The organism is Micromonospora sp. WMMD712, from assembly GCF_029581295.1.
In the GTDB taxonomy this organism is placed as follows: Bacteria; Actinomycetota; Actinomycetes; order Mycobacteriales; family Micromonosporaceae; genus Micromonospora; species Micromonospora carbonacea.
Map to the genome: position 1 here is coordinate 4,305,684 of NZ_CP120743.1, position 22,264 is coordinate 4,327,947.

The 22,264-nt window shown below is 74.8% G+C and carries 23 protein-coding genes; 10 read left to right on the top strand and 13 right to left on the bottom strand.

What is annotated here, in order from left to right:
* Positions 1-59 precede the first annotated feature (59 nt).
* The 3 genes from O7633_RS18580 to O7633_RS18590 all read right to left on the bottom strand — a co-directional run bounded on the left by O7633_RS18580 (position 60) and on the right by O7633_RS18590 (position 1,880).
* Positions 60-782, bottom strand: a complete 723-nt coding sequence (locus O7633_RS18580; RefSeq protein WP_074478126.1) for an AIM24 family protein — start codon at positions 780-782, stop codon at positions 60-62.
* Between the two features lie 197 nt (positions 783-979).
* Positions 980-1,321 carry a metallopeptidase family protein gene (locus O7633_RS18585; RefSeq protein WP_074478293.1) on the bottom strand — a complete coding sequence of 114 codons (342 nt, stop codon included), beginning with the start codon at positions 1,319-1,321 and terminating at the stop codon, positions 980-982.
* Between the two features lie 127 nt (positions 1,322-1,448).
* Positions 1,449-1,880: an OsmC family protein gene (locus O7633_RS18590; protein WP_043960915.1), complete on the bottom strand. Its 432-nt coding sequence runs from the start codon at positions 1,878-1,880 to the stop codon at positions 1,449-1,451.
* A 160-nt stretch (positions 1,881-2,040) separates the two neighbouring features.
* On the opposite strand from O7633_RS18590, the gene O7633_RS18595 reads away from it, so the two are divergent.
* The 3 genes from O7633_RS18595 to O7633_RS18605 all read left to right on the top strand — a co-directional run bounded on the left by O7633_RS18595 (position 2,041) and on the right by O7633_RS18605 (position 4,639).
* A complete protein-coding gene (locus O7633_RS18595; protein ID WP_278130354.1) occupies positions 2,041-2,727 on the top strand; it encodes a hypothetical protein in 687 nt (228 codons plus the stop codon).
* A gap of 278 nt (positions 2,728-3,005) precedes the next feature.
* Positions 3,006-3,827 (top strand): HAD family hydrolase, encoded by an 822-nt coding sequence (locus O7633_RS18600; RefSeq protein ID WP_178066936.1) that lies wholly within the window; start codon positions 3,006-3,008, stop codon positions 3,825-3,827.
* A complete protein-coding gene (locus tag O7633_RS18605) occupies positions 3,827-4,639 on the top strand; it encodes an HAD family hydrolase (RefSeq protein WP_178066937.1) in 813 nt (270 codons plus the stop codon). Before O7633_RS18600 ends, O7633_RS18605 begins: the two co-directional genes overlap by 1 nt.
* Before the next feature lie 40 nt (positions 4,640-4,679).
* On the opposite strand, the gene O7633_RS18610 is transcribed toward O7633_RS18605, so the two are convergent.
* A complete protein-coding gene (locus tag O7633_RS18610) occupies positions 4,680-5,282 on the bottom strand; it encodes a bacterial proteasome activator family protein (protein ID WP_074478295.1) in 603 nt (200 codons plus the stop codon).
* Positions 5,283-5,376: 94 nt separating this feature from the next.
* On the opposite strand from O7633_RS18610, the gene O7633_RS18615 reads away from it, so the two are divergent.
* Both O7633_RS18615 and O7633_RS18620 read left to right on the top strand, forming a co-directional pair.
* A complete protein-coding gene (locus tag O7633_RS18615) occupies positions 5,377-6,174 on the top strand; it encodes a prolyl oligopeptidase family serine peptidase (RefSeq protein ID WP_282323329.1) in 798 nt (265 codons plus the stop codon).
* Positions 6,175-6,252: 78 nt separating this feature from the next.
* Positions 6,253-7,458, top strand: coding sequence for an ABC transporter substrate-binding protein (locus O7633_RS18620; RefSeq protein ID WP_282323331.1), 1,206 nt, complete (start codon positions 6,253-6,255; stop codon positions 7,456-7,458).
* 76 nt (positions 7,459-7,534) lie between these two features.
* Here the strand turns inward: O7633_RS18620 and ddaH are convergent, their stop codons facing one another.
* The gene (gene ddaH / locus O7633_RS18625; RefSeq protein ID WP_348776295.1) at positions 7,535-8,368 is read right to left on the bottom strand and encodes a dimethylargininase; all 834 of its coding nucleotides are present in this window, start codon (positions 8,366-8,368) and stop codon (positions 7,535-7,537) included.
* Positions 8,369-8,427: 59 nt separating this feature from the next.
* Between ddaH and O7633_RS18630 the strand changes: the two genes are divergently transcribed.
* Positions 8,428-8,883, top strand: coding sequence for an Lrp/AsnC family transcriptional regulator (locus O7633_RS18630; RefSeq protein WP_043960922.1), 456 nt, complete (start codon positions 8,428-8,430; stop codon positions 8,881-8,883).
* A gap of 282 nt (positions 8,884-9,165) precedes the next feature.
* Here the strand turns inward: O7633_RS18630 and O7633_RS18635 are convergent, their stop codons facing one another.
* The 3 genes from O7633_RS18635 to O7633_RS18645 form a co-directional block, all read right to left on the bottom strand.
* Entirely contained in the window at positions 9,166-10,302 is a 1,137-nt protein-coding gene (locus O7633_RS18635) for a hypothetical protein (RefSeq protein ID WP_282323336.1), read from the bottom strand.
* Positions 10,303-10,451: 149 nt separating this feature from the next.
* Positions 10,452-10,706 (bottom strand): DUF6457 domain-containing protein, encoded by a 255-nt coding sequence (locus O7633_RS18640; RefSeq protein WP_074478143.1) that lies wholly within the window; start codon positions 10,704-10,706, stop codon positions 10,452-10,454.
* Positions 10,703-11,302 carry an NTP transferase domain-containing protein gene (locus tag O7633_RS18645; RefSeq protein WP_282323338.1) on the bottom strand — a complete coding sequence of 200 codons (600 nt, stop codon included), beginning with the start codon at positions 11,300-11,302 and terminating at the stop codon, positions 10,703-10,705. The genes O7633_RS18640 and O7633_RS18645 overlap by 4 nt, the downstream gene beginning before the upstream one ends.
* A 222-nt stretch (positions 11,303-11,524) precedes the next feature.
* On the opposite strand from O7633_RS18645, the gene O7633_RS18650 reads away from it, so the two are divergent.
* The gene (locus O7633_RS18650; protein WP_282323340.1) at positions 11,525-14,437 is read left to right on the top strand and encodes an AAA family ATPase; all 2,913 of its coding nucleotides are present in this window, start codon (positions 11,525-11,527) and stop codon (positions 14,435-14,437) included.
* Here O7633_RS18650 and O7633_RS18655 read toward each other — a convergent pair.
* The 3 genes from O7633_RS18655 to O7633_RS18665 all read right to left on the bottom strand — a co-directional run bounded on the left by O7633_RS18655 (position 14,424) and on the right by O7633_RS18665 (position 18,386).
* Positions 14,424-15,014, bottom strand: a complete 591-nt coding sequence (locus tag O7633_RS18655; protein WP_282323341.1) for a flavin reductase family protein — start codon at positions 15,012-15,014, stop codon at positions 14,424-14,426. The two genes, O7633_RS18650 and O7633_RS18655, sit on opposite strands and share 14 nt — an antisense overlap.
* Positions 15,011-17,122: a tetratricopeptide repeat protein gene (locus tag O7633_RS18660; RefSeq protein ID WP_282323342.1), complete on the bottom strand. Its 2,112-nt coding sequence runs from the start codon at positions 17,120-17,122 to the stop codon at positions 15,011-15,013. Before O7633_RS18660 ends, O7633_RS18655 begins: the two co-directional genes overlap by 4 nt.
* Before the next feature lie 73 nt (positions 17,123-17,195).
* Complete coding sequence (locus O7633_RS18665) at positions 17,196-18,386, bottom strand: hypothetical protein (protein WP_282323343.1); 1,191 nt, start codon at positions 18,384-18,386, stop codon at positions 17,196-17,198.
* Between the two features lie 356 nt (positions 18,387-18,742).
* Between O7633_RS18665 and O7633_RS18670 the strand changes: the two genes are divergently transcribed.
* Positions 18,743-19,348: a flavoprotein gene (locus O7633_RS18670; RefSeq protein WP_282323344.1), complete on the top strand. Its 606-nt coding sequence runs from the start codon at positions 18,743-18,745 to the stop codon at positions 19,346-19,348.
* A 132-nt stretch (positions 19,349-19,480) separates the two neighbouring features.
* Entirely contained in the window at positions 19,481-19,912 is a 432-nt protein-coding gene (locus O7633_RS18675; RefSeq protein ID WP_282323345.1) for a hypothetical protein, read from the top strand.
* A 50-nt stretch (positions 19,913-19,962) separates the two neighbouring features.
* On the opposite strand, the gene O7633_RS18680 is transcribed toward O7633_RS18675, so the two are convergent.
* Entirely contained in the window at positions 19,963-20,655 is a 693-nt protein-coding gene (locus O7633_RS18680) for a hypothetical protein (RefSeq protein WP_282323346.1), read from the bottom strand.
* 38 nt (positions 20,656-20,693) lie between these two features.
* Positions 20,694-21,242: a sigma-70 family RNA polymerase sigma factor gene (locus O7633_RS18685; RefSeq protein ID WP_348776296.1), complete on the bottom strand. Its 549-nt coding sequence runs from the start codon at positions 21,240-21,242 to the stop codon at positions 20,694-20,696.
* A gap of 118 nt (positions 21,243-21,360) precedes the next feature.
* Here O7633_RS18685 and fdhD point away from each other — a divergent pair, with 118 nt between their 5' ends.
* Positions 21,361-22,242: a formate dehydrogenase accessory sulfurtransferase FdhD gene (gene fdhD / locus O7633_RS18690; RefSeq protein ID WP_282323347.1), complete on the top strand. Its 882-nt coding sequence runs from the start codon at positions 21,361-21,363 to the stop codon at positions 22,240-22,242.
* Positions 22,243-22,264: the final 22 nt, after the last annotated feature.

Consider the following 22,264-nt stretch of genomic DNA (forward strand, 5'->3'; position numbering starts at 1 on the left):
GGGCGCCCCGTGTCGGGGCGCCCCCGCCCGGGCCAGTTCGTCGCCTGCGCGGCGACGGGTCAGCTCAGCAGGCCGCCGAGCAGGCCGCCCTGCTGCTCCTGGGCGCCGCTGCCCGCGATCGGCGGCTCCTCGGAGGGCTGCACCACCACGAAGCCCTGCCCGGCGAAGCTCATCGTGAACGCCTCGCCGGTGCTGCGCCCCAGCAGCGTGCCCAGGCCGAGCTGCTCGGCCCGGTGGTAGCCGGTCTGGAGGTTGGCCGACCAGCACACGGCGGCCTGCGGGTCGACGTAGGTCGGCGCGTCGACGTTGAGCACCACCGGGGTGCCCTTCGTGGTGATCGCGATCCGGCCGTGGCCGGTGAAGACGCAGTTGAACAGGCCGGACGAGGACGCCATCCCGGCGCCGCCGACCATGCGGATGTCGTATTGCAGGGTGGAGTCGAAGGCCAGCACGCTGGATCCGTTGATCGACAGCGCGTCGCCGGGCTCCAGGTCGATGATGTGCACGTCCTTGGCCAGCTCGGCGAGGAAGACGTCGCCCCGGCCGCTGAGCTTCATCAGCGGGACGCCCTCGCCGGTGAGCTTCTGCTTGAGGAACTTGCCCAGGCCGCCGGAGCCGAGCGCCTGGAACTGCACCTGACCCTGGTAGGCGACCATCGACCCGACCCGGGCCATCGCCTCGCCGTTCAGCTCGATCTTCAACATCTTGGAGTTCTGCAGCCGCATGCCGGGCTGGGCGGACTCCTTCTCCAGGTTCTCGGCGGAGAACAGCGCGCTGCGCATGGAAAAGCCTCCTGACTCGGGGTGTCTGCCCGGAGGGTAGGTGACCAGCGCAAGCGGTGACATCGGCCGAGCGGGGCCGGCCCGTCGTCGCGCGGCGCGGACCGGACGGATAGGCCAGGAACGCCGGCGCGGACGGGACGGACGGGGACACGAGGACGCCGGCGCGGACCGGACGGAGGGGGCGGTAACGCCGCCCGTCAGCCCCAGCCGAGGTCGTGCAGCCGGTCGTCGTCGATGCCGAAGTGGTGGGCGATCTCGTGCACCACCGTCACCGCCACCTCGTCGACGACGTCCTCCTCGCTGTCGCAGATGCGCAGGATGGGGTGGCGGTAGATGAAGATGCGGTCCGGCAGGACGCCCGCATAGTCCCAGCCCCGCTCGGTGAGGGCGTGGCCCTCGTAGAGGCCGAGCAGGTCACCGTCGCCGGGGGGCGGGTCGTCCTCGACCAGGATCACCACGTTGCTCATCAGCCCCAGCAGCTCCTCGGGAACCTCGTCGAGGGCGTCCCCGACCAGCTCCTCGAAGCGCTCCCGGCTCATCTGGACCGCCACGCACCCATTGTCCCAGAGCCGGCCCGACGCCCGGTGCCCAAGATCCTGCTTGCACGGAAAAGTCCCCATCCGGTGCGGATGAGGACCGTTCCGTGTCAGGTGGGCGCGGAGGGCCTCAGGAGGCGAGCCGGGCCGTGAGGCTGATCTGCGCTCCCGGGGAGAGCAGACGCGAGATCGGGCAGTTCTCCTTGGCGGTCTCGGCCAGCTTGGCGAACTGGGCCTCGTCCAGCCCCGGGGCCTGGCCGACCGTCTCCAGGTCGATCCGGGTCACGGTCATCCCCGCGTCGGTCTTGTCGAAGTGCACCTTCGCGGTGGTCTCCACCGACGTGCCGGTCGCGCCGGCGTCGGCGAGCTGCTTGGAGAACGCCATCGAGAAGCAGGCGGCGTGGGCCGCCCCGATGAGTTCCTCGGGGTTGGTGCCCTCACCCTCCTCGAACCGCGACTTGAAGGAGTAGTTTCCCTGGAGCCCGCCCTTGCCGGTGCGGACCGTGCCGGAGCCCTCGGTGAGGTCACCCTGCCAACGTGCGGAAGCGGTACGGATAGGCATGAGCCGACGCTAACCGAAAGCCGGGCGGCGGGCGACCCGCTGCCCGGGATCCGTCCACGCCGATCGCGGCGGGTCGCGTTCCCGGCCACGCCGTGTCTGCTGTGTCATGATTCGGCTCAGGCCCACGGGGTCCAGGCCCGCGAACGCGGAGAGGTGGCCGATGTCCGAGGAGCTTCCCATCCCCCGGCAGGACAGCCGGTCCGGCGACGCCACCGTCCTGGAGTGGGGTGGGTCCGAGCCCGACCCGCCGGGGCGGGTGGGTCGCCCGCTGTCCCGGCTCGGGCGGGACCGGCGGATCCCGCTGGTGGCGGCCGGCCTCGGCGCGGTGGCCGCGTTCGCCTCGCTGGTCGGGGAGTGGCTGGTGATGACCGTGCCGACCGGGGGCCCCGAGGGCGACACGCTGCGGGTGCCCGGCGGGGTGTCCGACGTGGGTGGCTTCGGCCTGGGTTACCTGGTGGGCCTGTTCGCGCTGGTCACGGCCGCCGCCCTGGCCCTGCGGGGCAGCGCCGCCGTGCGGCACGACGCGCGGGTGGCCGGCCTCGCCCTGTCGACGGCCCTGATCGGCGTCCTGGTCGCCGCCTCGTTGTCGCTGGACGACTCGGGCCGGCAGGCCCTCTACTCCTCCGAGGACGGCTTCCAGGTGGAGTACGGCCGGGGGCTGGTGGCGGCCTTCGCGGCCTGCGTGCTGCTGGCGGCGGCGCTCTACCTCGCCGGCCGGGCCGACGCCGGGCCGCCGGCCGAGGGCTCGCCGCGCGTGGAGCACCCGCCCGCCGAGGAGACCGACGCGCTCCCCGGGCCGGTCGACCTCACCGTGCAGCCGACGGCCCCCTTCGCCCGCCCGGAGTAGCGCCCGGCGCAAGGAAGGGCCCCCTGTTAACGCCCACGGTCGAGAAGGGTCCCCTGCTCACCCGGAGGTCCGGCCCCGGCCGGCGCCGGACCCGGGGGGCCGCCCCGGCCAGGAGCCGCGCAACCTGGGCGTGGTGTCGAGTTGCCGCCCGGTTCGTCGGGAAGCCATGGTCGCGCCCGGTTGCGCGAGGTACGGTGGCTGCCCGCCGTCACTGCCGGTCGAGGCACCGACGACCCAGAGACAGGGCCGGCGCGACGGCGGCGGGCGAAGGAGGAGCCATGACCCGCCCGGGGCTGCCCAAGCTGATCGCCACCGACCTCGACGGGACGCTGGTCCGCAGCGACGAGACCGTCTCCGCGTACACCCACGAGGTGCTCGACCGGGTGCGGGCCGCCGGCATTCCGGTGGTCGGGGCGACCGGCCGGGGGCCGCGGCTCACCGAGCTCACCCGCAACGACATCCGGGCCGCCGACTTCCTGGTGCTGGCCGGCGGGGGCTGGGTGGTCGACCAGAGCGACCCGGCCGGGCCGGAGGTGCTGCGCGAGGAGCGGCTCCCCCGGGAGGTGCTGGCGCGGCTGCTCGCCGAGCTGGAGGCCGAGGTCGGTCCGCTCACCGTGATGGTCGAGGCGTCCGGCGAGGCCGGCGCCCCGCTCTGGGGCGACTACCACCCGAGCTGGCCGTACCCGGACCTGTTCGAGCCGCGCACCCGCGACGAGTGCCTCGCCACCGACGTGATCAAGGCGTTCGCCCGGACCGCCGACCACCAGATCGACGCGCTGCTGGAGACCGCCCGCCGGATCATCGGCCCCGAGGTGGCCGCGCTCACCCAGGCCGGGCTCGGCTTCGTCGAGATCTCCCCGCCCGGGGTCGACAAGGCGTCCGGGCTGCACGTGGTGGCGCAGCGGCTCGGGGTGGACCCGGCCGACGTGCTGGTCTTCGGCGACATGCCCAACGACCTGCCGATGTTCGAGTGGGCCGGGTGGTCCCGGGTGGCCGTCTCCAACGCCCACCCGACCGTCCGCGCCGCCGCCGACGAGGTGACGCTGCGCAACGACGACGACGGAGTCGCGGTCTACCTGGACCGACTACTCTCCCGGTGATGGGAGAGACGCCTCGGCTGGTCGCCACGGACATCGACGGGACCCTGCTCACCGACGAGCGGACGCTCAGCCCCCGCACCCGCGACGCGCTGGCCCGGATGTCCGCGCGGGGCACGCCGGTCGTGCTGGTCACCGGCCGCCCGATCCGCTGGCTCCAACTGGTGTACGAGCAGCTCGCCGAGCCGCTGCCGGCGATCTGCGCCAACGGCGCGGTGGTGTACGACCCGGTGGCCGACGAGGTGCTCCGGGCCGACCCGCTCGCGCCGGAGCTGCTCGCCGAGGTGGCCCGGCGGCTGCGGGCCGAGGTGCCCGGGGTCAGCTTCGCGGTGGAGATCGTGGACAGCCGGGAGATGCGGCACGAGGCCGGCTATCCGCTGCGCTGGGACGCCGACGCGGAGGCGATCCGGGCGATCACCTCGCCGGAGGAGCTGCACTCGGTGCCGGCGGTGAAGCTGCTGGCCCGCGCCAGGGAGCAGGACCCGGACGTGTTCCTGGAGGTGGTCGCCGGGGCGCTGCGCGGGCTGGCCGAGGCGACCCACTCGTCGTACACGGGGCTGGTGGAGATCTCGGCGGCCGGGGTGACCAAGGCGGCGGGCCTGGCCTGGTACTGCGCCCGGCTCGGGATCGACGAGCGGGACGTGCTGGCCTTCGGCGACATGCCCAACGACGTGCCGATGCTGACCTGGGCCGGCCGGGGGGTGGCGGTGGCGAACGCCCACCCCGCCGTCCTGGCGATCGCCGACGAGGTGACGGCGGCGAACTCCGCCGACGGCGTGGCCGCGTACCTGGAGAAGGTCTTCGGGGTGGGGTGAGACGCGCGCCGGGCCCGCGCGGACCCGGCGCGCGACGGTGTCAGAGGTATTGCCCGGTGCTGTGCCCCTCGCCGCCCTGCGGGTGGCCGATGCCCGGCATGCCCGGCATCATCCCGGCGGGCCCGCTGGGCAGCGCCTGCCGGCCGGAACGCATCTGCTCGAGCTGGACGCGGGCGGCCATCTGCTGCGCCACCAGGGCCGCCTGGATGCCGTGGAACAGCCCCTCCAGCCAGCCGACGAGCTGGGCGTGGGCGATCCGCAGCTCGCCCTCGCTGGGTGCCTTGTCCTCGGTGAAGGGCAGCGAGATCCGCTCCAGCTCGTCGCGGAGCTCGGGGGCCAGGCCCTCCTTCAGCTCGACGATCGACCGTTCGTGGATCTCCCGCATCCGGTGTCGGCTCGCGTCGTCGAGCGGGGCGGCCTTGACCTCCTCCAGCAGCTGTTTGATCATGCTGCCGATCCGCATCACCTTGGCGGGTTGCTCGACCAGCCGGGTCGGGTCCTCGCCTGCGGCGTCGTCGGTCTGCACGGTGCCGACCGGGCGGCCGTCCGGGCCGACCACCACCACGGTGCCGGATCGCCCGGTGCCGTCGTGGCCCGGCTCGTCGTCTTGTCCAGCGGAGTGCGCTTCGGTCATGCGTTCCATCTTGACCCAGGCGGTGGGCCGCCCGCTCGTCGGGACCGGCACCTGGTGACGGGTGTCCCCCGGCGGGGCCGTCCGCCGCGCTACCGTCGCCGGCATGCCCGCCGACCCCCGCTCCGTGCTCGACCGCCCCGCCCCCGCGCCGGACGCCACCGTCGCCTACGGCGGACACCCGGACCAGGTCGCCGACCTGCGCCGCCCGGCGGGGGACGGCCCGCCGCTGCCCCTGGTCGTGGTGGTGCACGGCGGCTTCTGGCGGGCCGAGTACGACCGTGGCCACACCGGGCCGCTCGCGGCGGCGCTGGCCGCGCTCGGCTACCCGGTGGCCCAACTGGAGTACCGGCGCACCGGGCAGCCGGGCGGCGGCTGGCCGGGCACCCTCGCCGACGTGCTGGCGGGGGTCGCGGCGTTGCCCGGGCTGGCCGGGCCGGTGCTGGGCGACCGGGTGCGCCCCGGGCCGCCGCTGCTGGTCGGCCACTCGGCCGGCGGCCACCTCGCCCTGTACGCCGCCGCCACCGCGCCGGGGACGGTGGCGGGGGTGCTGGCGCTCGCCCCCGTCGCGGACCTGGCCGAGGCCCACCGGCTGGACCTGGACGGCGGGGCGGTGGCCGCGCTGCTCGGCGGCGGGCCGGCGGAGCGCCCGCTGCGGTACGCCGCCGCCGACCCCCGCCGGCTGGTGCCCACCCCGACACGGACGGTGATCCTGCACGGCCTGCTGGACCGGCAGGTGCCGGTGGAGGTGAGCCGGTCATATGCCGCCGCCGCGCGGGCGGCCGGCAGCCCGGTGCAGCTCGTGGAGCTTCCCGAATGCGAGCATTTCGGGCTCATCGACCCCGAGTCGGCCGCCTGGCCGGAGGTGGCCCGTGGGCTGCGAACCTTGCACTTTGATCACTGAACATTGACGCAGCGTCGCCGAACCGGTAGAACGCCGAGGGGACGGTATCGGCCCAGCTCAGCTCCCGGAAGGAATTCGGTGTCCCAGATGAACCGCAGGCGGGCACTCCAATTGTTGGCCGCCCTCGGTACCACGGGCCTGACCGCCGCCTGCGCCACGGACGGCGACGAAGGGCCGGCGGCCCCCACCGGCAAGCCGGTCAAGATCGGTCTCATCGCACCGCAGACCGGTGGCTTCAAGGCCATCGGCGACGAGATCGTCAACGGCTTCCAGCTCTATCTCACCCTCAACGGCCAGCAGCTCGGCGGGCATCCCGTGACGGTGGTGACCGCCGACGAGGGCGAGACCGCCAAGACCGGCCAGGCGGCCGTCGACAGCCTGCTCAAGCAGGGCGTGCTGGCGCTCACCGGCGTGGTCAACTCGGCCGTCATGGTGGGCATCCGGGACACCGTGGAGAAGGCCCGGGTGCCGCTGATCGGCTCCAACGCCTCGCCGAAGAGCCTCCAGAGCGTCGTCTACATCTGGCGCACCTCCTATGTGCTGGACGAGCCGGGCCGGGCGATCGGCCCCTACATGGCGCAGCGCCTGCCCGCCGGCAGCCGGGTCGCCATCGTCGCCCCCGACAACCTCGGCTCGCGGGACGTGATCCAGGGGCTCCAGGCCCAGTTCAGCACGGCCGGGTCCAGCGACCCCCGGATCGCCGACCCGGTGATCTGGACCGACACCACGAGCACGCCCGGCGGCACCGCGTACGCGGCCGACATCCGCACGGCGTTGGCCCGCCAGCCGGACGCGATCTTCTGCCACTTCGCCGGGCCGGCGGCGGTGCAGTTCATCAAGCAGCTCTACCGCGAGGGATGGACGGGCCCGGTCTACGCGCCCGGGTTCCTCACCGAGGGCACGGTGCTCGACGAGGTGCAGGAGGTGGAGGCGCGCAACATCGTGACCTCGCTCAACTACTCCGCCGACCTCAACAACACCGCCAACCGCACCTTCGCGTCGGCGTACCGCAAGACGCACGGCGCGTCCCCGACCACCTACGCGATGGCGTCGTACGACGCGGCGCAGGTGCTGGACAAGGCGATCCGGCTGGCCGGGGGCGACCCGACCCCGCAGCAGGTCAACCTGGCGCTGGGCAAGATCGGCCAGATCGACAGCCCGCGCGGGGCGTGGCAGTTCAACCAGCCGCGAACACCCCAGCAGAAGTGGTACCTGCGCAAGGTGCAACGCGACGGCCAGGTGCTCTCCAACGTCCTGATCAACGAGCTGGCCACGCTGGGCTGAACGCCCGCCCGACCACACCGCGCGGGCCGGCCTCCCCCCAGGCGGGACCGGCCCGTGCGCGGGCGGGCCGCCCCGGTCAGGCGCGCAGCTCCGCGATGCAGCACTTCACGCTGCCGCCGCCCTTGCGCACCTCGGTCAGCTCGACCGGCACGGGGGTGTAGCCGGCCGCCTTCAGCTTGCCGGCGAGCCGGGACGCCTCGCTGTTCAGGACCACGTTCGCGCCGTCGCTGACCAGGTTCAGGCCGAACGCCAGGGCGTCGATGTCGTCCGCGACGATCGCATCGGGGAAGAGCTGGGCGAGGACCCGCTGGCTGGCCGCCGAGAAGGCACCCGGGTAGTAGACGACGTTCCCGTCGTCGATCGAGGCCAGCGCCACGTCGAGGTGGTAGAAGCGCGGATCGACCAGGTGCAGCGACACCACCGGCCGGCCGAGCGCCTCCTGCGCCTCGGCGTGCGCCGGCAGCTCGGTGCGGAAGCCGTGGCCGGCGAGGACCAGCCCGCCGTACGCGTCCGGCAGGTAGGCGAAGTCGCCCTCGCCCTCGTTGGTCTCGTTCGGGGCGATGAAGTGCCAGCCCCGCTCCTCGTAGAAGGCGCGGTGCGCGGCGGCCTCGGCGGCCCGCTGCTCGTGCTTGAACCGGGCGCCGTAGACCGTCCCGTCGACGACGAATGCGCCGTTGGCCGCGAACACCATGTCGGGCAGGCCGGGCTCGGGGGTGAGCAGGTGCACGTTGTGGCCGAGGCCGAGCAGCGTCTCGCGCAGCCGGTCCCACTGCCTGACCGCCAGCTCCGCGTCGACGGGCGTGGTGACGTCCATCCACGGATTGATCGCGTACGCGACGGCGAAGTGCTCGGGCGAACACATGAGGTATGTCCGCTTTCGAGGGATCCGGTGCTGGTTCACGGACACCAAGAGTAGGTAGCCTCGAACCTTGGTAACAGCCACGACCATTGCTTCCTGAGGGCGGAACGTTGCAGATAGACGCGGTGGATCAGCGAATCATTGCGTTGCTCGTGGCCGACGCCCGCGCCTCGTACGCCGACATCGGCAGCCGGGTCTCGCTCTCCGCCCCGGCCGTCAAGCGCCGGGTGGACCGGCTGCGCGCCGCCGGGGTGATCCGGGGATTCACGGCCGTCGTCGACCCGGCCGCCGTCGGCTGGACCACGGAGGCGTTCGTCGAGCTGTTCTGCGCCGGGCGGACCACCCCGGCCCAGATCGGGGTCGCCGTCCGACGGCATCCGGAGGTGGTCGGGGCGTACACGGTCTCCGGGGAGGCGGACGCGCTGGTGCACCTGCGCGCGGCGGACATCTCGCACCTGGAGGAGGCCCTCGAACGGCTGCGCGCCGAGTCGTTCGTGACCTCCACCCGCAGCACCATCGTGCTCTCCCGCCTCGCCGAGTCCCCCGGCGTCGGCCCCTCCACCTGAGGACGCCGACCTGAGCGGCCCGGCCGGGCGCGGGAACCGGAGTCGGGCACGGGGCGTCGAAGCGGGCATGACCCGGGCAACCTCCGCCGCCGCCGGCCTGCGGGCCGACGACCCGGCCGGCGTCGCCGGGCCGGTCAGGCTCGCCTGGCTCCCCGCGACCTGACCCACCGAACCGGCGGGTGGGGCCCGGCACTCGGGCCGACCGGGCCCCACCCGCCTTCCGTCGTCGCGGCTCCGCGGCCGGCAGAGCTGCCGCCGGCTCGGGGCTGCCGGCGGCCGGCCTCAGAGGTACATGCCGGTGCGGTGCTCGCCCTGGTCCCGCCGGCCGGGCTTGTCGCCCTCGCCGAAGAACCGCTTCCCGCCGAACTCGCCGTGCAGCCGGTCGTCCAGCTCGTCGGCGAGGCCGGTCATCACCTGCACGGCCAGCATCAGGTGGGTGGCCTGGAAGTCGCGGCCGAACACCGGGATGGACGCCCACACCGTGTCGTCGGCGCAGTAGAGCCGCCCGATCGGCATCCGGTTGGTCAGCTCGGACAGCTTCACGTAGAGCCGCTCGGTGGGCTCGACCTCCGTGAGCACCGGCGAGAAGACGTCGACCAGCGGTGGATTGTCGCGGACCCGGACGAAGACCATCGCCGACCCGGCCCGGATGTTGATGTCGCCGTCGGAGTCGACCTGCAACTTGTCGGAGTCGGACTTGAGCATGGCGGAGACCACGGTCCGCACCTGCTCGGCCAGGGCCAGCACGTCGGTGCGCGGCCCCTGGGCGGCGGCCAGCGCCTCGTCGAGGTCCGCCTCGACGTCCTGGTCCGGGCCGAACTCGCTGCGCGCGGTGCCCAGCGGCTCCACCGGCACGGGCCCGCCCTCGGCGTCGTGCACCAGGTAGACCAGGAACGCCGGGTGCGGTGCTCCGTAGACGTCCCGCAGGGTGCGGGAGAGCAGGGCGGCCAGCCGGGTCGCCTCGGCGGTGTCGCCGGTGAGGCCGAAGTTCTCGCCGGAGCCCTCGACCACCCCGGGCGGCGACCAGCCGAGTGCCACCATGTCGGCGACGGCCGCCCGGTCCAGCCGGTAGCCCTGCGGGAGGGTCGCGTTGCCGACGGCCCACGCGGAGAGCCGGCCGTCGTCGGCGAGGTCGATGCTGATGGAGTAGATGGCGTCGCCCGTGCCGGAGGCGGTGGGGTCGAGGGTCAGCTCGACGTGCGTGCCGGCGGGCAGCTCCCGCAGCCGCTCGGCGAGGGCCCGGGCGAACTCGCGCCACGCCTGGGTCACCTTCGCCCGCAGGTCGGCCGTGGTCGGCTCGTCCAGCAGGATCGACTCGTGCTGGTGCTCCGACGGGCCGTCGGACGCCGACGGGCCGCCGTGCTCCGGGGGGCCGCCGGGCGGGTCCGAGGCCGGCGTCGAGGGGTGGCCTACCGTCATGATCGCCTCCGTCCGTTGCGATCACCCTACCCAGGCCGTCCGGAACCCGGATCGGGCCGGACCGGGATCGGACACCGTTGCCCGGGGCAGCCGTCGGCCCGGGACCGGCGGGCCGGGAGCCGGCCGTCAGGCCGGGGCCACCACGGCCGTCAGGCCGGGGGCCGGTCGCCCAGCTCGACCGGCCAGCCGCCGGCCAGCGCGCCGAGCCGGTCGGCCGCCACGGCCGGGTCGGCCCCGCGCCCCACGGCCAACCCCAGCAGGTACGCGGAGACCGGCGCCCCCGGCCGCAGCACCTGGTGCGCGACGTCCCGGGCCAGGTCGAGCACGACCGCCACCGGCACCTCGGCGGGGTCGAGGCCCAGCTCCGCGCAGGCCGCCGTCACCCAGTCCTCCAGCACCGTCATCGTGTCCACTCCTCCGCCCGGCGTACGTCCTCGTCAGTGTCGCAGTCGAACCAGGGCGGCGGGCCCGTCCCGGACCAGGGCACGTCGCGCACCGTCAACCCGGCGAGCAGGGCCCGCACCGCCGCGCCGTCGAGCGAGCCGCCCCGGGCGGCGGCGAGGCGACCGAGCGCGGTCCGCAGCGGCGCGACCCGCCACATCCCGCAGAGCTGCTGCCGCCGGCCGTCGCCGTCGACGAGGCACACCCCGTCCACGGCCGGATCGGCGAGGTGCTCGCGCAGCAGGCGTACCGCGCCCCGGGTGAGCAGGGGAAGGTCGGCGGCGAGCAGCGCCACGGCCGTCGTGCCGGCGGGCAGCAGCGACACGCCCGCCGCGGCGGCGGCCACCGGCCCGCCGCCCGGAGGGCGTTCCCGGGTCGACCGGACGCCCGGCGGCACCGGGCCGGCCGGGCCCACCACGATCCGCACGTCGGCGTCGGCGACGGCGTCGAGCACCCGGTCGCGCATCGACCGGCCGCCCACCGGCACGCCGGGCTTGTCCACGCCGCCCATCCGGCGCGCGGCCCCGCCCGCCAGCACGACCGCCGCCCAGTCCCCCACGCGGTCACCGTACCGCCAGGTGGGGCCGTGGGAGCATGTCGCCCAGTCGACAGGCGAAGCGCCGGAGGTCGATCCGGCGGGCCTGTAAATCTTGTTACTTACTTCCTAGAGTGACGACTCAGGAACGTTACGTTCCGATGTCCGCCCCACTCCTCGGTCCGGCCGGTCACGACCGCTCCTTCAGCCGGGCGGGACGTTCTTCGAGGTGGACGGAAGGTGCACATGTCAGCAGGTGACCACCACCCGGAGCTGCCCGTGCTGGTCGGCCGGGACTCCGAGCGTGCGCTGCTGCGCGAGGCGCTGGAGCAGGCCCGTGCGGGTTGCGGCGGAGCGATCTTCCTGGTCGGCGGCGACGGCCTGGGGAAGTCCCGACTGACGTTGGAGGCGACGCACCACGGGCGGCAGGCCGGCATGGCGGTGCTGTTGGGCCGCGCCGGCTCGACCGGCCGGGCAGTGGCGCTGCGCCCCCTGACCGAGGCGCTCGCCCCCCTGTCCCGCACCGGGCCCGTCCTCGAACACGCGAGCCTGCGGCCCTACCGGTCCGCCCTCGGCCGGCTCATCCCCGTGGACCTGGCGGCGGGTGCGGCGGGTTCCCCGTCGCCCGTGCTGCTCGCCGAGGCGGTGCTGCGGCTGCTCTCGGTCACGGGGGCCGGGCGGGGCTGCCTGCTCGCCCTGGAGGATCTGCACGACACCGACCCGGCGACCCTGGCCGTGGTGGAGTACCTGGCCGACAACCTCGCCGACCAGGGCACGCTGCTGCTGGCCACCCTCCGCGCCGAGCCGGGGCCGGCGTGGGACCTGGCGCAGGCCCTGGGCCGACGGTACAGCGGCACGGTCCTGCGCCTCGGACCGCTGGGCCGGCACGCCGTACGCCTGCTGGTGGCGTCCCGGCTGGGCCTCGACGCCGAGCGGATAGCGGAGCCGGTCCTCGACCGGCTCTGCCGCGACAGCGCCGGCAACCCGTTCCTGGCTGCGGAGCTGCTCCGCGCCATGCTGGACAGCGGCAACCTGGTGGTGCAGGCCGACGGGTGCCGGCTGGTCGACGGCGTACGCACCGAGGTGCCGACGACCGTGCGGCGCAGCGTCACCGACCAGGCCGAACGACTCGGCCCCGCCGGGCGGCACCTGCTCACCGCCGCGGCCGTGATCGGCGAGCGGTTCCCGGTCTCCGTGCTCGGCCTGGCGCTGAAGATGGGGCAGGACGACCTGCTCGGGCACCTGCGCGCGGCGGTCACTGCCGGCCTCGTCACCGCCGAGGGCGGCGACCACGACTGGTACGCGTTCCACACCACCACCACCGCCGTCGCCCTGCTCGGCCAGCTCACCCCCACCGACCAGGCCGCTCTCGCGGATCAGGCGGTGGACGCGGTGAACGAGCTGCACCCGGGCCTGCCCGGGGAGTGGTGCCGGTTCACGGCCAGGCTCACCCGGCTGGCGGGCGACGTGCCGGGCGCCGTACGGCTGCTCGCCCTCGCCGGCCGTCGGGACCTCAACGCCGGGCGGCTCGGGTCGGCCGCCGCGACCCTCGACGAAGCGTGGCGGCTGGCGACGGCGGGGGTCGACGTCGCACTGCGCGCCGACGTGCTGCACGAGCTGCTGTGCGCGCTGCTGGAGAGCGGCGAGGCCGGGCGCGGGCTGCGGCTGCTCGACAGCCTCGACGACCTGTGCCACCCGGCGGTCCCGCCCGAGCGGCTGGCGGCCGTGCACGTCCTGTTCGCCAGGCTCGCCCTGCTCGCCGGGCGGCGCGCCGACGCCGCCGCGCAGCTCGAATCCGCCCGGACGCTGCTCGGTCCCGGCGCGTCCGAGCGGCAGACCGCGCCGGTCGACGCCGTCGCCGCACACCTGGGCCTGGACGCCCCGGGGCGGGCCACCCGGCTCGCCACGCGCGCCGCCGCGGCGGCGGAGAGCGCCGGGCTGCCCGGCATCGCCTGCCTCGGCTGGCAGGCGCGGGGCGTGCTGGCCCGCCGGACCGGGCCGGAGGGGGCCCAGCCCTGCTTCACCCGGATGCGCCGGATCGCCGAGCGGCACCACCTGCCGCTGTGGCGCGCCCGGGCCGCCGTCCTGCTCGCCGAGCAGCGGTGGCTGCTGACCGGGGACGCCGACGGGCTGGCCCGCGGCGCGGAACGGGCCCGGCAGCTCGGTGCCCACGCGCTGCGCCACGCGGTCGAGGTCCGGCTCGCCTGGGACCTCGCCCTGCGGGCCGAGTACGCCGGGGCCGAGCGGCTCGTCGGGCAGTGCGTGGCCGAGGCGCAGCGGCTCGGGCTGGGCGAGTCCGGGCCGCTGCTGTCGCTCGTCCGGGCTGTCTGCGCGGGGCACCGCGGGCGACGGCACGAGCTGGACGCGGTGCTGGCGGGCCTGCCGGGCGACGGCGGGGAGGCGGCGGCCCTCGCGTACGGCATGGCCGGGGCGGTGTGCGCGCTGCTGGAGGAGGACCCCGTGCGGGCGCGCCGGGAGCTGGACCGGGCGGCGGCGTACGACGCCGGCTGTCCCGCGCCCTATCCGCTCGCCGGCCAGCACGGGCTGGCCCTGCTGCTGGCCGTGCTGCGCGGCGACGCCGACGGGGTGCGCCGCGGCGACGCCGGTGGCACGCCCGCCGGGCGGCTGCACTGGAACCGGCAGTTCGCCCTGCTGGCGAGGGCGGTGCTGCTGGGTCGGCGGGGCGACCGGGAGGCCGCCGGCGCGACGGTGGCGGCCCTCCGCCGGGCCCCTGCCCACCCGGTCGCGCTCCACCTCGGGCTGCGGCTCGTCGCACCCTGCGCGCACGCCGACCGGTGGGGTGAGCCGGTCGACTGGCTGCGCGGCGCGGAGGAGTACTTCCGGCTGGCGGGGGTGCCGGCGCCGGCCCGCGCCTGCCGGGCCCAGCTACGCGACCTCGGGGTGGTGGTGCCGCACCGGCGCACCGGGAGCCGGGTCCCGCAGCCGCTGCGGATGATCGGCGTGACCGAGCGGGAGTACGAGGTGCTCCAGCTGATGGCGGACTGGTCCGACAACCGGCGCATCGCCAGCGAGCTGTTCATCTCGCCGCGCACCGTGGAAAAGCACGTGGCGAGCCTGATCGCCAAGACCGAGCAGGCCAACCGGGCGGCGCTGAGCCGCTACGCCGCCCGGGTCCGCGAGCAGGTCAGGCCGGACTGACCGTCCGGTAGCGGCCGCCGAGGAAGACGGCGGGGTCGGCGTCGCCCGTGGCCTCGCACCAGTACGGGGCGCCGAGCACCAGCACGTGGTCGGCGGCGGCGATCAGCTGGGTCACCGCGCACACGGCCGCCGCCATCGCCCCGTCGAGCAGCGGCATCCCGTCGAGGGCGCGGTACGCCACCCCGGCGAACCGGTCCTCGACGACGCCGGTGGCGAACCGGTCGGCCAGCGCGCGCTGCCGGCGGCCCAGCAGGTTCACCGCGAAACCGCCCTCGGCGGTGATCGCGGCGAGGGTGCGGCTGGTCCGGGCCAGCGAGACGAGCAGCAGCGGCGGACGCAGCGACACGGACGTGAACGCGTTGACGGTGCAGCCGACGGGGTGCCCGGCCGCGCGACTGGTGACCACCGCCACGCCGGTGGCCCAGTTCCGCATGAACTCCCGCAGCTCCGGCCCACCGACCGGGACGACCCGGTCCGGCCCCGGGCCGACCGGAGCGGCCCGGTCCGGCTCCGGGCCGCCGGCGGGGACGGCCCGGTCCCGTTCGGTCGTCGCGCGGTGGGGGACCGTGGTGGTCATCGCGCGCCGGCCAGGTCCGGCCGCCCGGCCGCCCCGCCGGGCCCGCCGGCGGCGGTCCCGTCGAGTTCCGCCTGGCAGCGGGCGCGCCGGCCGATCAGCTCCGCCCGGTCCGCGCCGGGCAGCTCCAGGGCCCGGTCGTAGTCGGCGACCGCCTCCGCCCACCGGCCGGCCGCCTCGTGGACGAACCCCCGGTTGTAGAGCAGGTCCGGGTTGTCGCCGTCCGCCGCGAGCGCGGTCGTCAGGTCGGCGACGGCCCTGCCGTGGTCCCCGCCGTCGAACGCGAGGGCGGCCCGGCTGGCCAGCGCGGCGACCAGCCCCGGGTCGGCCGCCAGCGCCTCGTCGAGGTAGCGGCGGGCGTCCGCCTCCGCTCCGTCGGCCAGCGCCAGCACGCCCCGCAGGTGCAGCAGCCGGGCCTCGGCGGGGTGCCGCCGCAGCCCCTCCTCGACGTGCGGGCGGGCGGCGTCGACAGCCCCGTCGTCGAGCAGCAGGCTGACCAGGTTCACCCGGGCGTCGAGCTGGTCGGGCTCCAGCTCCACCACGTAGCCGAAGTCGGCGATCGCCCCGGCCGCGTCGCCCAGCTCGGCCTTGAGGTCCGCCCGGTTGTAGTACAGCTCGAAGAACGGCGGCGACAGGCTGATCGCCGTGTCGCAGTCGGCCACCGCGCCGGTGAGGTCGCCGAGCCGCCGCCGCACGTCGGCCCGGTCGAAGTAGTAGTCGGCGTAGTTCGGGTCCAGCTCGATGACCCGGGTCAGGTCGACCAGGGCCTCCTCCAACCGGCCCAGGGCCAGGTACGCCTTGCCCCGGTTGTGCACGAGCACCGAGCGGTGCAGCCGGTGCTTGTCGCCGGGCAGCTCCCGGTCGAGCCGGTCGAGCCCGTCGTCGACCAGCCGCAGCGCCGCCGCCACCCGGCCGAGCCGCATCTCGATCAGCGCCAGCCCGTTGTTCTGGAACACCGAGTGGAAGGCGCGCTTCTGCGGGTCGGGCAGGAGCGAGGCGATCGCGATGGAGTTGTTGATGTAGCCCCGGGCCAGGTGGTGATCCTTCAGCTCCTCGGGATGAAAACGGGTGTAGAGCATGGCCAGCGCGTACCCGGTGGACATCTGCAACTCGGGGTCCGCGTAGCGGCTACGCAGGTCGAGGTAGGTCGGTTCCGCCTCGACGGTGCGGCCGAGCACGACCATGGCCGAGCTCGCCCGCGTGCTGAGCAGCCAGAACCGCTCCATCTGCGTGTCCGGGTCGACGATCGCCCGGCCGCGGGTCCCGTAGTCGATCACCGCGTGGTAGTAGCCCAGCGCGCCGCAGTGCCGTGCCGCCTCGTACAACGCCTCCGCGCCGGCCCCGGCGGGGTCGCTGCCCCGCTCCAGGTGCCAGGGGATCGCGCCGAGCTCCAGGCTCCACTCGCCCCGCGCACGCAGCAGCGCGGCGCGCGCGTCGTGCAGCGCCGTCCGCGCCTGCGGGTCGGCCCGCCGGTACGCGGCCGACTCCGCCGGGTCGGTGGAGGTGCCGTCGGCGTCGACGTACGCCCGCAGCAGCTCCTCCGGCCCGCGCCCGGCCGGGCCGGCGGCCCGGGGCAGCTCCGGCAGCCGGTCGGCGTACCGGTCGAGGGCGCCGGTCAGCTCGGGCTCCAGCGGTGCGCCGTCGGTGCCGACGAGCACCCGCACCACGTCGGGTCGCACCCGTCGCAGGAAGATGGCCAGGAACTCCTGGTCGGTGGGGTCCGCCTGGTCCACCCGGTCGAACGCGAGCCGCAGCGGGAGGCGGCCGGCGCGGGTGGCGTGGCCGGCGAGGAACTCCGTCGCGCCGTGCGCCAGCCGGCGGGTGCGGTTGGCCGGGTAGATCCGGGTCCGCTCCTCGGGCACCGCCAGCGAGGTGAGCGTCTCGGGGGCCGCGTCGATCGTCCCGCGCAGCTCCGGTGCGGCCGACAGGATCTCGGTCAGGTGCCGCTGCACGAGGTCGGGCCAACGTTCGTACGCCTGCGGCACGAGCTGCCGCAGCACGCTGCCCAGCCCGGTGTAGGGGCCGCGCAGGCCCCGATGGCAGTCGACCGCGAGATCGACCTGCTCGCCGTCGACCGACGCCGGCCCGATCCGCCATTGGTGTGCAGTCATGCCGTTGCTCCTCGCTTGGGTGGGGCCTTGGTTCGCGGTGGGGTGTCGGTGGGGAGGCGGCCGGGCGGGGCCGTCAGCCGGCCGGCGTCGGCTCCGCGGCGGGGGCGGCCCGCCGTCGGGTACGCCCGGCGAGCAGCGGCAGCAGCACGATCTCGAACGTGACCAGCAGCAGCGAGCCGACCGAGTCCCAGAAGCCGGGGCCGGTGGGCGAGCCGTGCGCCAGGGCGGTGAAGACCCGGGAGGCGAACTCCAGCACCAGCGGCGCGGTCCACAGCGTGACGGTGATCAGCAGCGCCGCCACTCCCCCGCAGGTAATCAGCGCGAACCAGGGGGCGAGCTGCCGGTCGCGCGGGGACCAGTCGTCGTCGGGCCGCCCGGCGGGGCGCACCCCGGGCAGCCAGGCGAGCCGGTCGCGCAGCCAGGCGCGGCTCACCTCGTCCAGGTTGGTGCAGCCCAGCGCCGTGGTCGCCACGTAGTACAGGTCGGTGCGCAGGAAGACGTAGCACTGCCAGGACATCCGCAGGAGCACCGTGTACGCCACCGCCAGCGCGAGCCGTCCCGGCCAGGACAGGCCGTCGGACAGGCCGGCCCAGGCCACGAGCACCAGCGCGCCGAAGAGCACCGCGTCGGCCAGCAGCCCGGCCAGCATCGGCAGGTAGCGCTGCCGGGCCGGCACGGTGAGCAGGGCGTCCAGTTCGGTTTCAACCACCGCGTAGTAGAGCCGGCGGCCGACCCGCAGCTTCGTCGGCAGGCCGAGCCGGCGGGCGGCGAGCAGGTGGTACCACTCGTGCCACAGGATGGCCGGTGACTGGCAGAGGGCCAGCCCGAGCTGCACGGCCAGCAGCGACGGGACGAAGAAGACGTTCGAGGCGTGCGGCCGCAGCTCCGGCCGGGACACCATGGCCACGGCGGCGGCGACCACGATCAGCGCGTACGCGGCCCAGGCCGGCGGGGAGAAGGCGGCCCGGCCGAGCCGGCGGAAGCGTACCTCCGGCGCGGTGGCCGGCGGTTCCCCGTCGGCGCGGACGAAGCCGAGTTCGCGCAGCGTGTCGACGAAGTCGGCCATGTCGACGGGCTCGCCGAAGGTGTGCCGGTACCACTGCTCGGCCTCACCGACCGGCATCCCGTCGGCGAGCCGGCGCAGCAGCGCGACACCGTCCTCGGGCAGCAGGGCGAAGGACGCGGCGTCGACCCGGCCGACCGTCACCCCGTCCCGCTCCGGCACGTAGGTGAGCGGATGGAACTCCAGGCGGGTGCTTGACATCGCTCCTCCAGCGCGTGGACCGGGCCTTGCGGGTGGGGGCCTCCCAGGGGTGGACCCGGCGACGGCCGTCCCGGCTCGGGGGCCGGGACGGCCGAACCGGTCAGCAGCAGTCGGTGCAGTACAGCGGCGCCGACGTGGTGAGCTTGATGGAGCCCGTCTTGCGGATCGTGATCTTCTTCATTTCCGTTCACCTCCTCGGCCGGCTGGTCGTTGGGGCGGCCGGCTGAGGACGAACCTGCCAGCCGGGCATGCCCGACGGCATGGGGGACGGCCCCCAAACTCCCGTCTGTGGGCGGGGGCGAAGATGGGGCCGTTCCCCCATGTCCCCGGCGTCCCCGCGCCGCGACGCTGTCCGGATGCGAGACGACGCGCTTTCGGTGATCATCTGCGGCTCCAGCGCCGCCATGGCCACCTCCGGTTACCTCTCCTGGCTGCGCCAGGAGATCGACCTGCCGCTGCGGGTGCTGCTCACCGCCAGCGCCGAGCGGTTCGTGCAGCCCCAGGTCGCCGCCTGGTACGCGGACGAGGTGTACGCCAGCGGCGACCCCGAGCTGAACCCGACCGAGTTCGCCAGGCGCTCGCTCGGCATCGTGGTCCTGCCGGCGACCGCCGGCACGATCGCCGCCGCGGCGCTCGGCCTGGCCGGCACCCCCGCGCAGACCGCCCTGCTGGCCAGCGAACGCCCGGCGATCTTCTTCCCGAGCATGAACAGGTCGATGTGGACGAAGAAGACCACCCAGGGGCACGTGGAGACGCTGCGCGACGGGGGCCACACCGTCGTCGAACCGCAGGAGCGGGTGATCTTCGAGCTGTGGCGACGCGAGAACGCGGTCGGCATCGCCATGCCCCCGCCGGACGCGGTCGCCGAACTCGTGGCGAGCTGGCTGGAGAGCGTCCTGGCCGGTGAGGCCGAGGCCCTCTCCGGTGAGGCGGAGGAACCGACCGGCAACCAAAATCATTAGGAAAAGTCAATGTAAAATGCGCGTCCCACCGAAATCGGACGCCCCGCTAGGCTCCAGCCCCAGTTCCATCTCCATCGGAGCCGAGAGGGGATACACATGGGAGTCACCCGGATGGCCGTGCGATCCACGGCCGTGGCAAGCACCGTTCTCGGGCTGAGCCTGGCGACGGCCGGCCCCGCCGCGGCCACGGAAGCCGGCTCCTGGCGTGCCTACGGCAACACCAACCCGATCACCTCCAGCCCCAGCACGTGGCACTGCGCCAGCACCAAGACGGTGGTCACCGACGTGCTCGCGCAGGTCTGCGCGATCAGGTCCTCGGGCGGAGGAGCCGTCCAGGCGGCGGTCATCGTGCGCAACAACCGCTCCAGCCTCTACTCCGTGACAGCGGCGATGGACCTGTACACCTCCTCGGGCGGCTACCTGGGCGACTGGGTCTGCTCGTCGTCGGGGGTCGGGGCGAACTCGTGGTCGGTCTGCTTCGGGCGGACCCTCACCCAGAGCGGTCCGGTCAACTCGGTCGGAGCGGCCAACGGTGTGAGCCTCGGCAAGTCACCGAACGCCTGACCCGAACCCCGAGGTCCGTCGAGGCGCTGGCCGCCGTGCAGGCTGGTGGATCAGCCGCCCACGGTCTGCGCCTCGGCGGTGACGGTGACGCCCTCCGCGAAGCGGACGATCTGGTCGTCGCCGAGGCCCAGCGCCGCCGGGACCTGCACCAGGACCTGCCGTCCCGAGGCGTCCGGGAAGATCAGCCACCGGATGTCCGACAGCTTGCCCTTCGCCTCCCACGGGAAGCCGAGCTGACCCGCCCTGCCGTTGACCTCGACCCGCGTCACGGGCGCGCCCTCGGGAAGCCGGGACAGGCTCTGCAGGGACACCGCGATGCTGCCCTGGAGGCTGACGGCGCGCCCGGGGCCGGGCGGGGCCGTGGGCTGGCCGGGCGGCGTCACCGCGAACATGCTCCGGTCCGACGAGACCACCTGCCAGCCCTGCGGCACGGTGCTCACCTTGAAGCCGACCGGCTGGGCGCCGGTGTAGGCGACGAGTCGCAGCCGGACCGCCTGCGTCCCCGTCGGGGCGGGCCCGTGCGCGGCCGTGGTGGTGGGCGTGGCCCCGCCGAACTGCCCCACGCCCACCACGGCGACGGCGACGGCGGCCACGGCGGCGCCGGACCACGCGAAGCGCTGCCGCCGGCGGCGGGTCAGGGCCCGGTGCCCCCGGGCCACGTCCCCGGCGACCACGTCCGGGTCGGTCCGGTCGGGCGTGACGGCACCCGGCAGGGTCCGCAGGACGTCCATGACGTCTGACATGTCGGTAACTCCTTCGTTCAGTCGGATCAGGGGTCGGATCAGGCGTAGTCGTACGTGTGCGTGGGGAGGAGCCGCCGTAGCCGCTCCAGCCCCCGGGCGCTCTGGCTCTTGACGTTGCCCTCGCTGCACCGCATCGCGTCGGCGGCCTCGGTGACGCTGAGCCCCTCGACGTACCGCAGCACCACCGCTGCCCGCATGCCCGCCGGCAGGGTGGCCAGCAACGCCAGGACCCTCGCCTCGTCGCCGCCCGGCTCTTCGCCGGCGACGACGTCGGGCAGCTGCGCGTGCACCCGCTCCCGCCGGTGGAACAGGCTGCGGCGCTCGTCCGTCGCCGCGTTCACGACACACCGCCGGGCGTACGCGTACGCGGTGTCCGGCCGCACCCTCGGCCACGCCAGATACAGCCGGGTCAGCGCCGTCTGCACCACGTCCTCGGCCTTGGCCAGGTCACCGGAGACCAACAGCGTCGCCACGCGCACCAGTGCGGCGCGCCGGGCTGTCACGAACTCGGTGAACTCGCGATCCCGTTCGGAAGGCCGCTTCACAGGCCACCCACCTCTTCTCGTCCCCGCTTGCCACTCGGACACCCCTGCTACGGGATCGCCGCCGGATCCGTTGCATCCCCGGCGACAAGCCTCGCCGCCACGGCCGGCGGCAGCCAGGGTCCGCGCCTCGCCACGGCGGCCGGTCGGGCAGGATGGCGGGATGGGACGGGCGACTGACCGGCGGAACGTGCTGCGGATCGACCTCGACGCCGCCGAGCCGGCCCGCGTCGCGACCCGGCGGCCGGACAGCCTCTCCGTCGAGGAGCCGTTGGAGATCCGGGTCGGGCCGGGTGGGTCGGGGCGGCGGCGGCCGCTGGCGGTCACCATGCGCACCCCGGGCGACGACCTGGACCTGGCGATCGGCTTCCTGCTCACCGAGGGGCTGATCCGCGGCGACGCGGACGTGCGCACCGCCCAGCTCTGCGCCGGCCCGGATACCCCGAACACGTACAACGTGGTCGACGTGGTGCTCGCCCCCGGCGTGCCCGAGCCGGCCGCCGACCCGACCCGCAACTTCTACACCACCAGCTCCTGCGGGGTCTGCGGCAAGGCCAGCATCGACGCGGTGCGCACCCGTTCCCCGTACGTCGTCGCGGACGACCCGCTCACCGTGCCGGCCGCCCTGCTGGCCGAGCTGCCGGAGCGGCTGCGCGCCGCCCAGCGTCACTTCGACCGCACCGGCGGGCTGCACGCGGCCGGCCTGTTCACCGGCGACGGGGAACTGGTGGTGTTGCGCGAGGACGTCGGCCGGCACAACGCCGTCGACAAGGTCGTCGGGTGGGCCGTCCGGCAGGGCCGCCTGCCGCTGGCCGGGCACCTGCTGCTGGTCTCCGGGCGGGCGAGCTTCGAGCTGACCCAGAAGGCGTGGATGGCCGGGGTGCCGCTGCTCGCGGCGGTCTCCGCCCCCAGCACCCTGGCCGGCGACCTGGCCGAGGAGGCGGGCATGACCCTCGTCGGCTTCCTGCGCGGCCGGACCATGAACGTCTACACGGGCGCCCACCGCATCGGGCCGCCGGGGCAGGCCGACGCCGGCAGGGCCTGACCGGCATCGCCGGCGTCGGCCG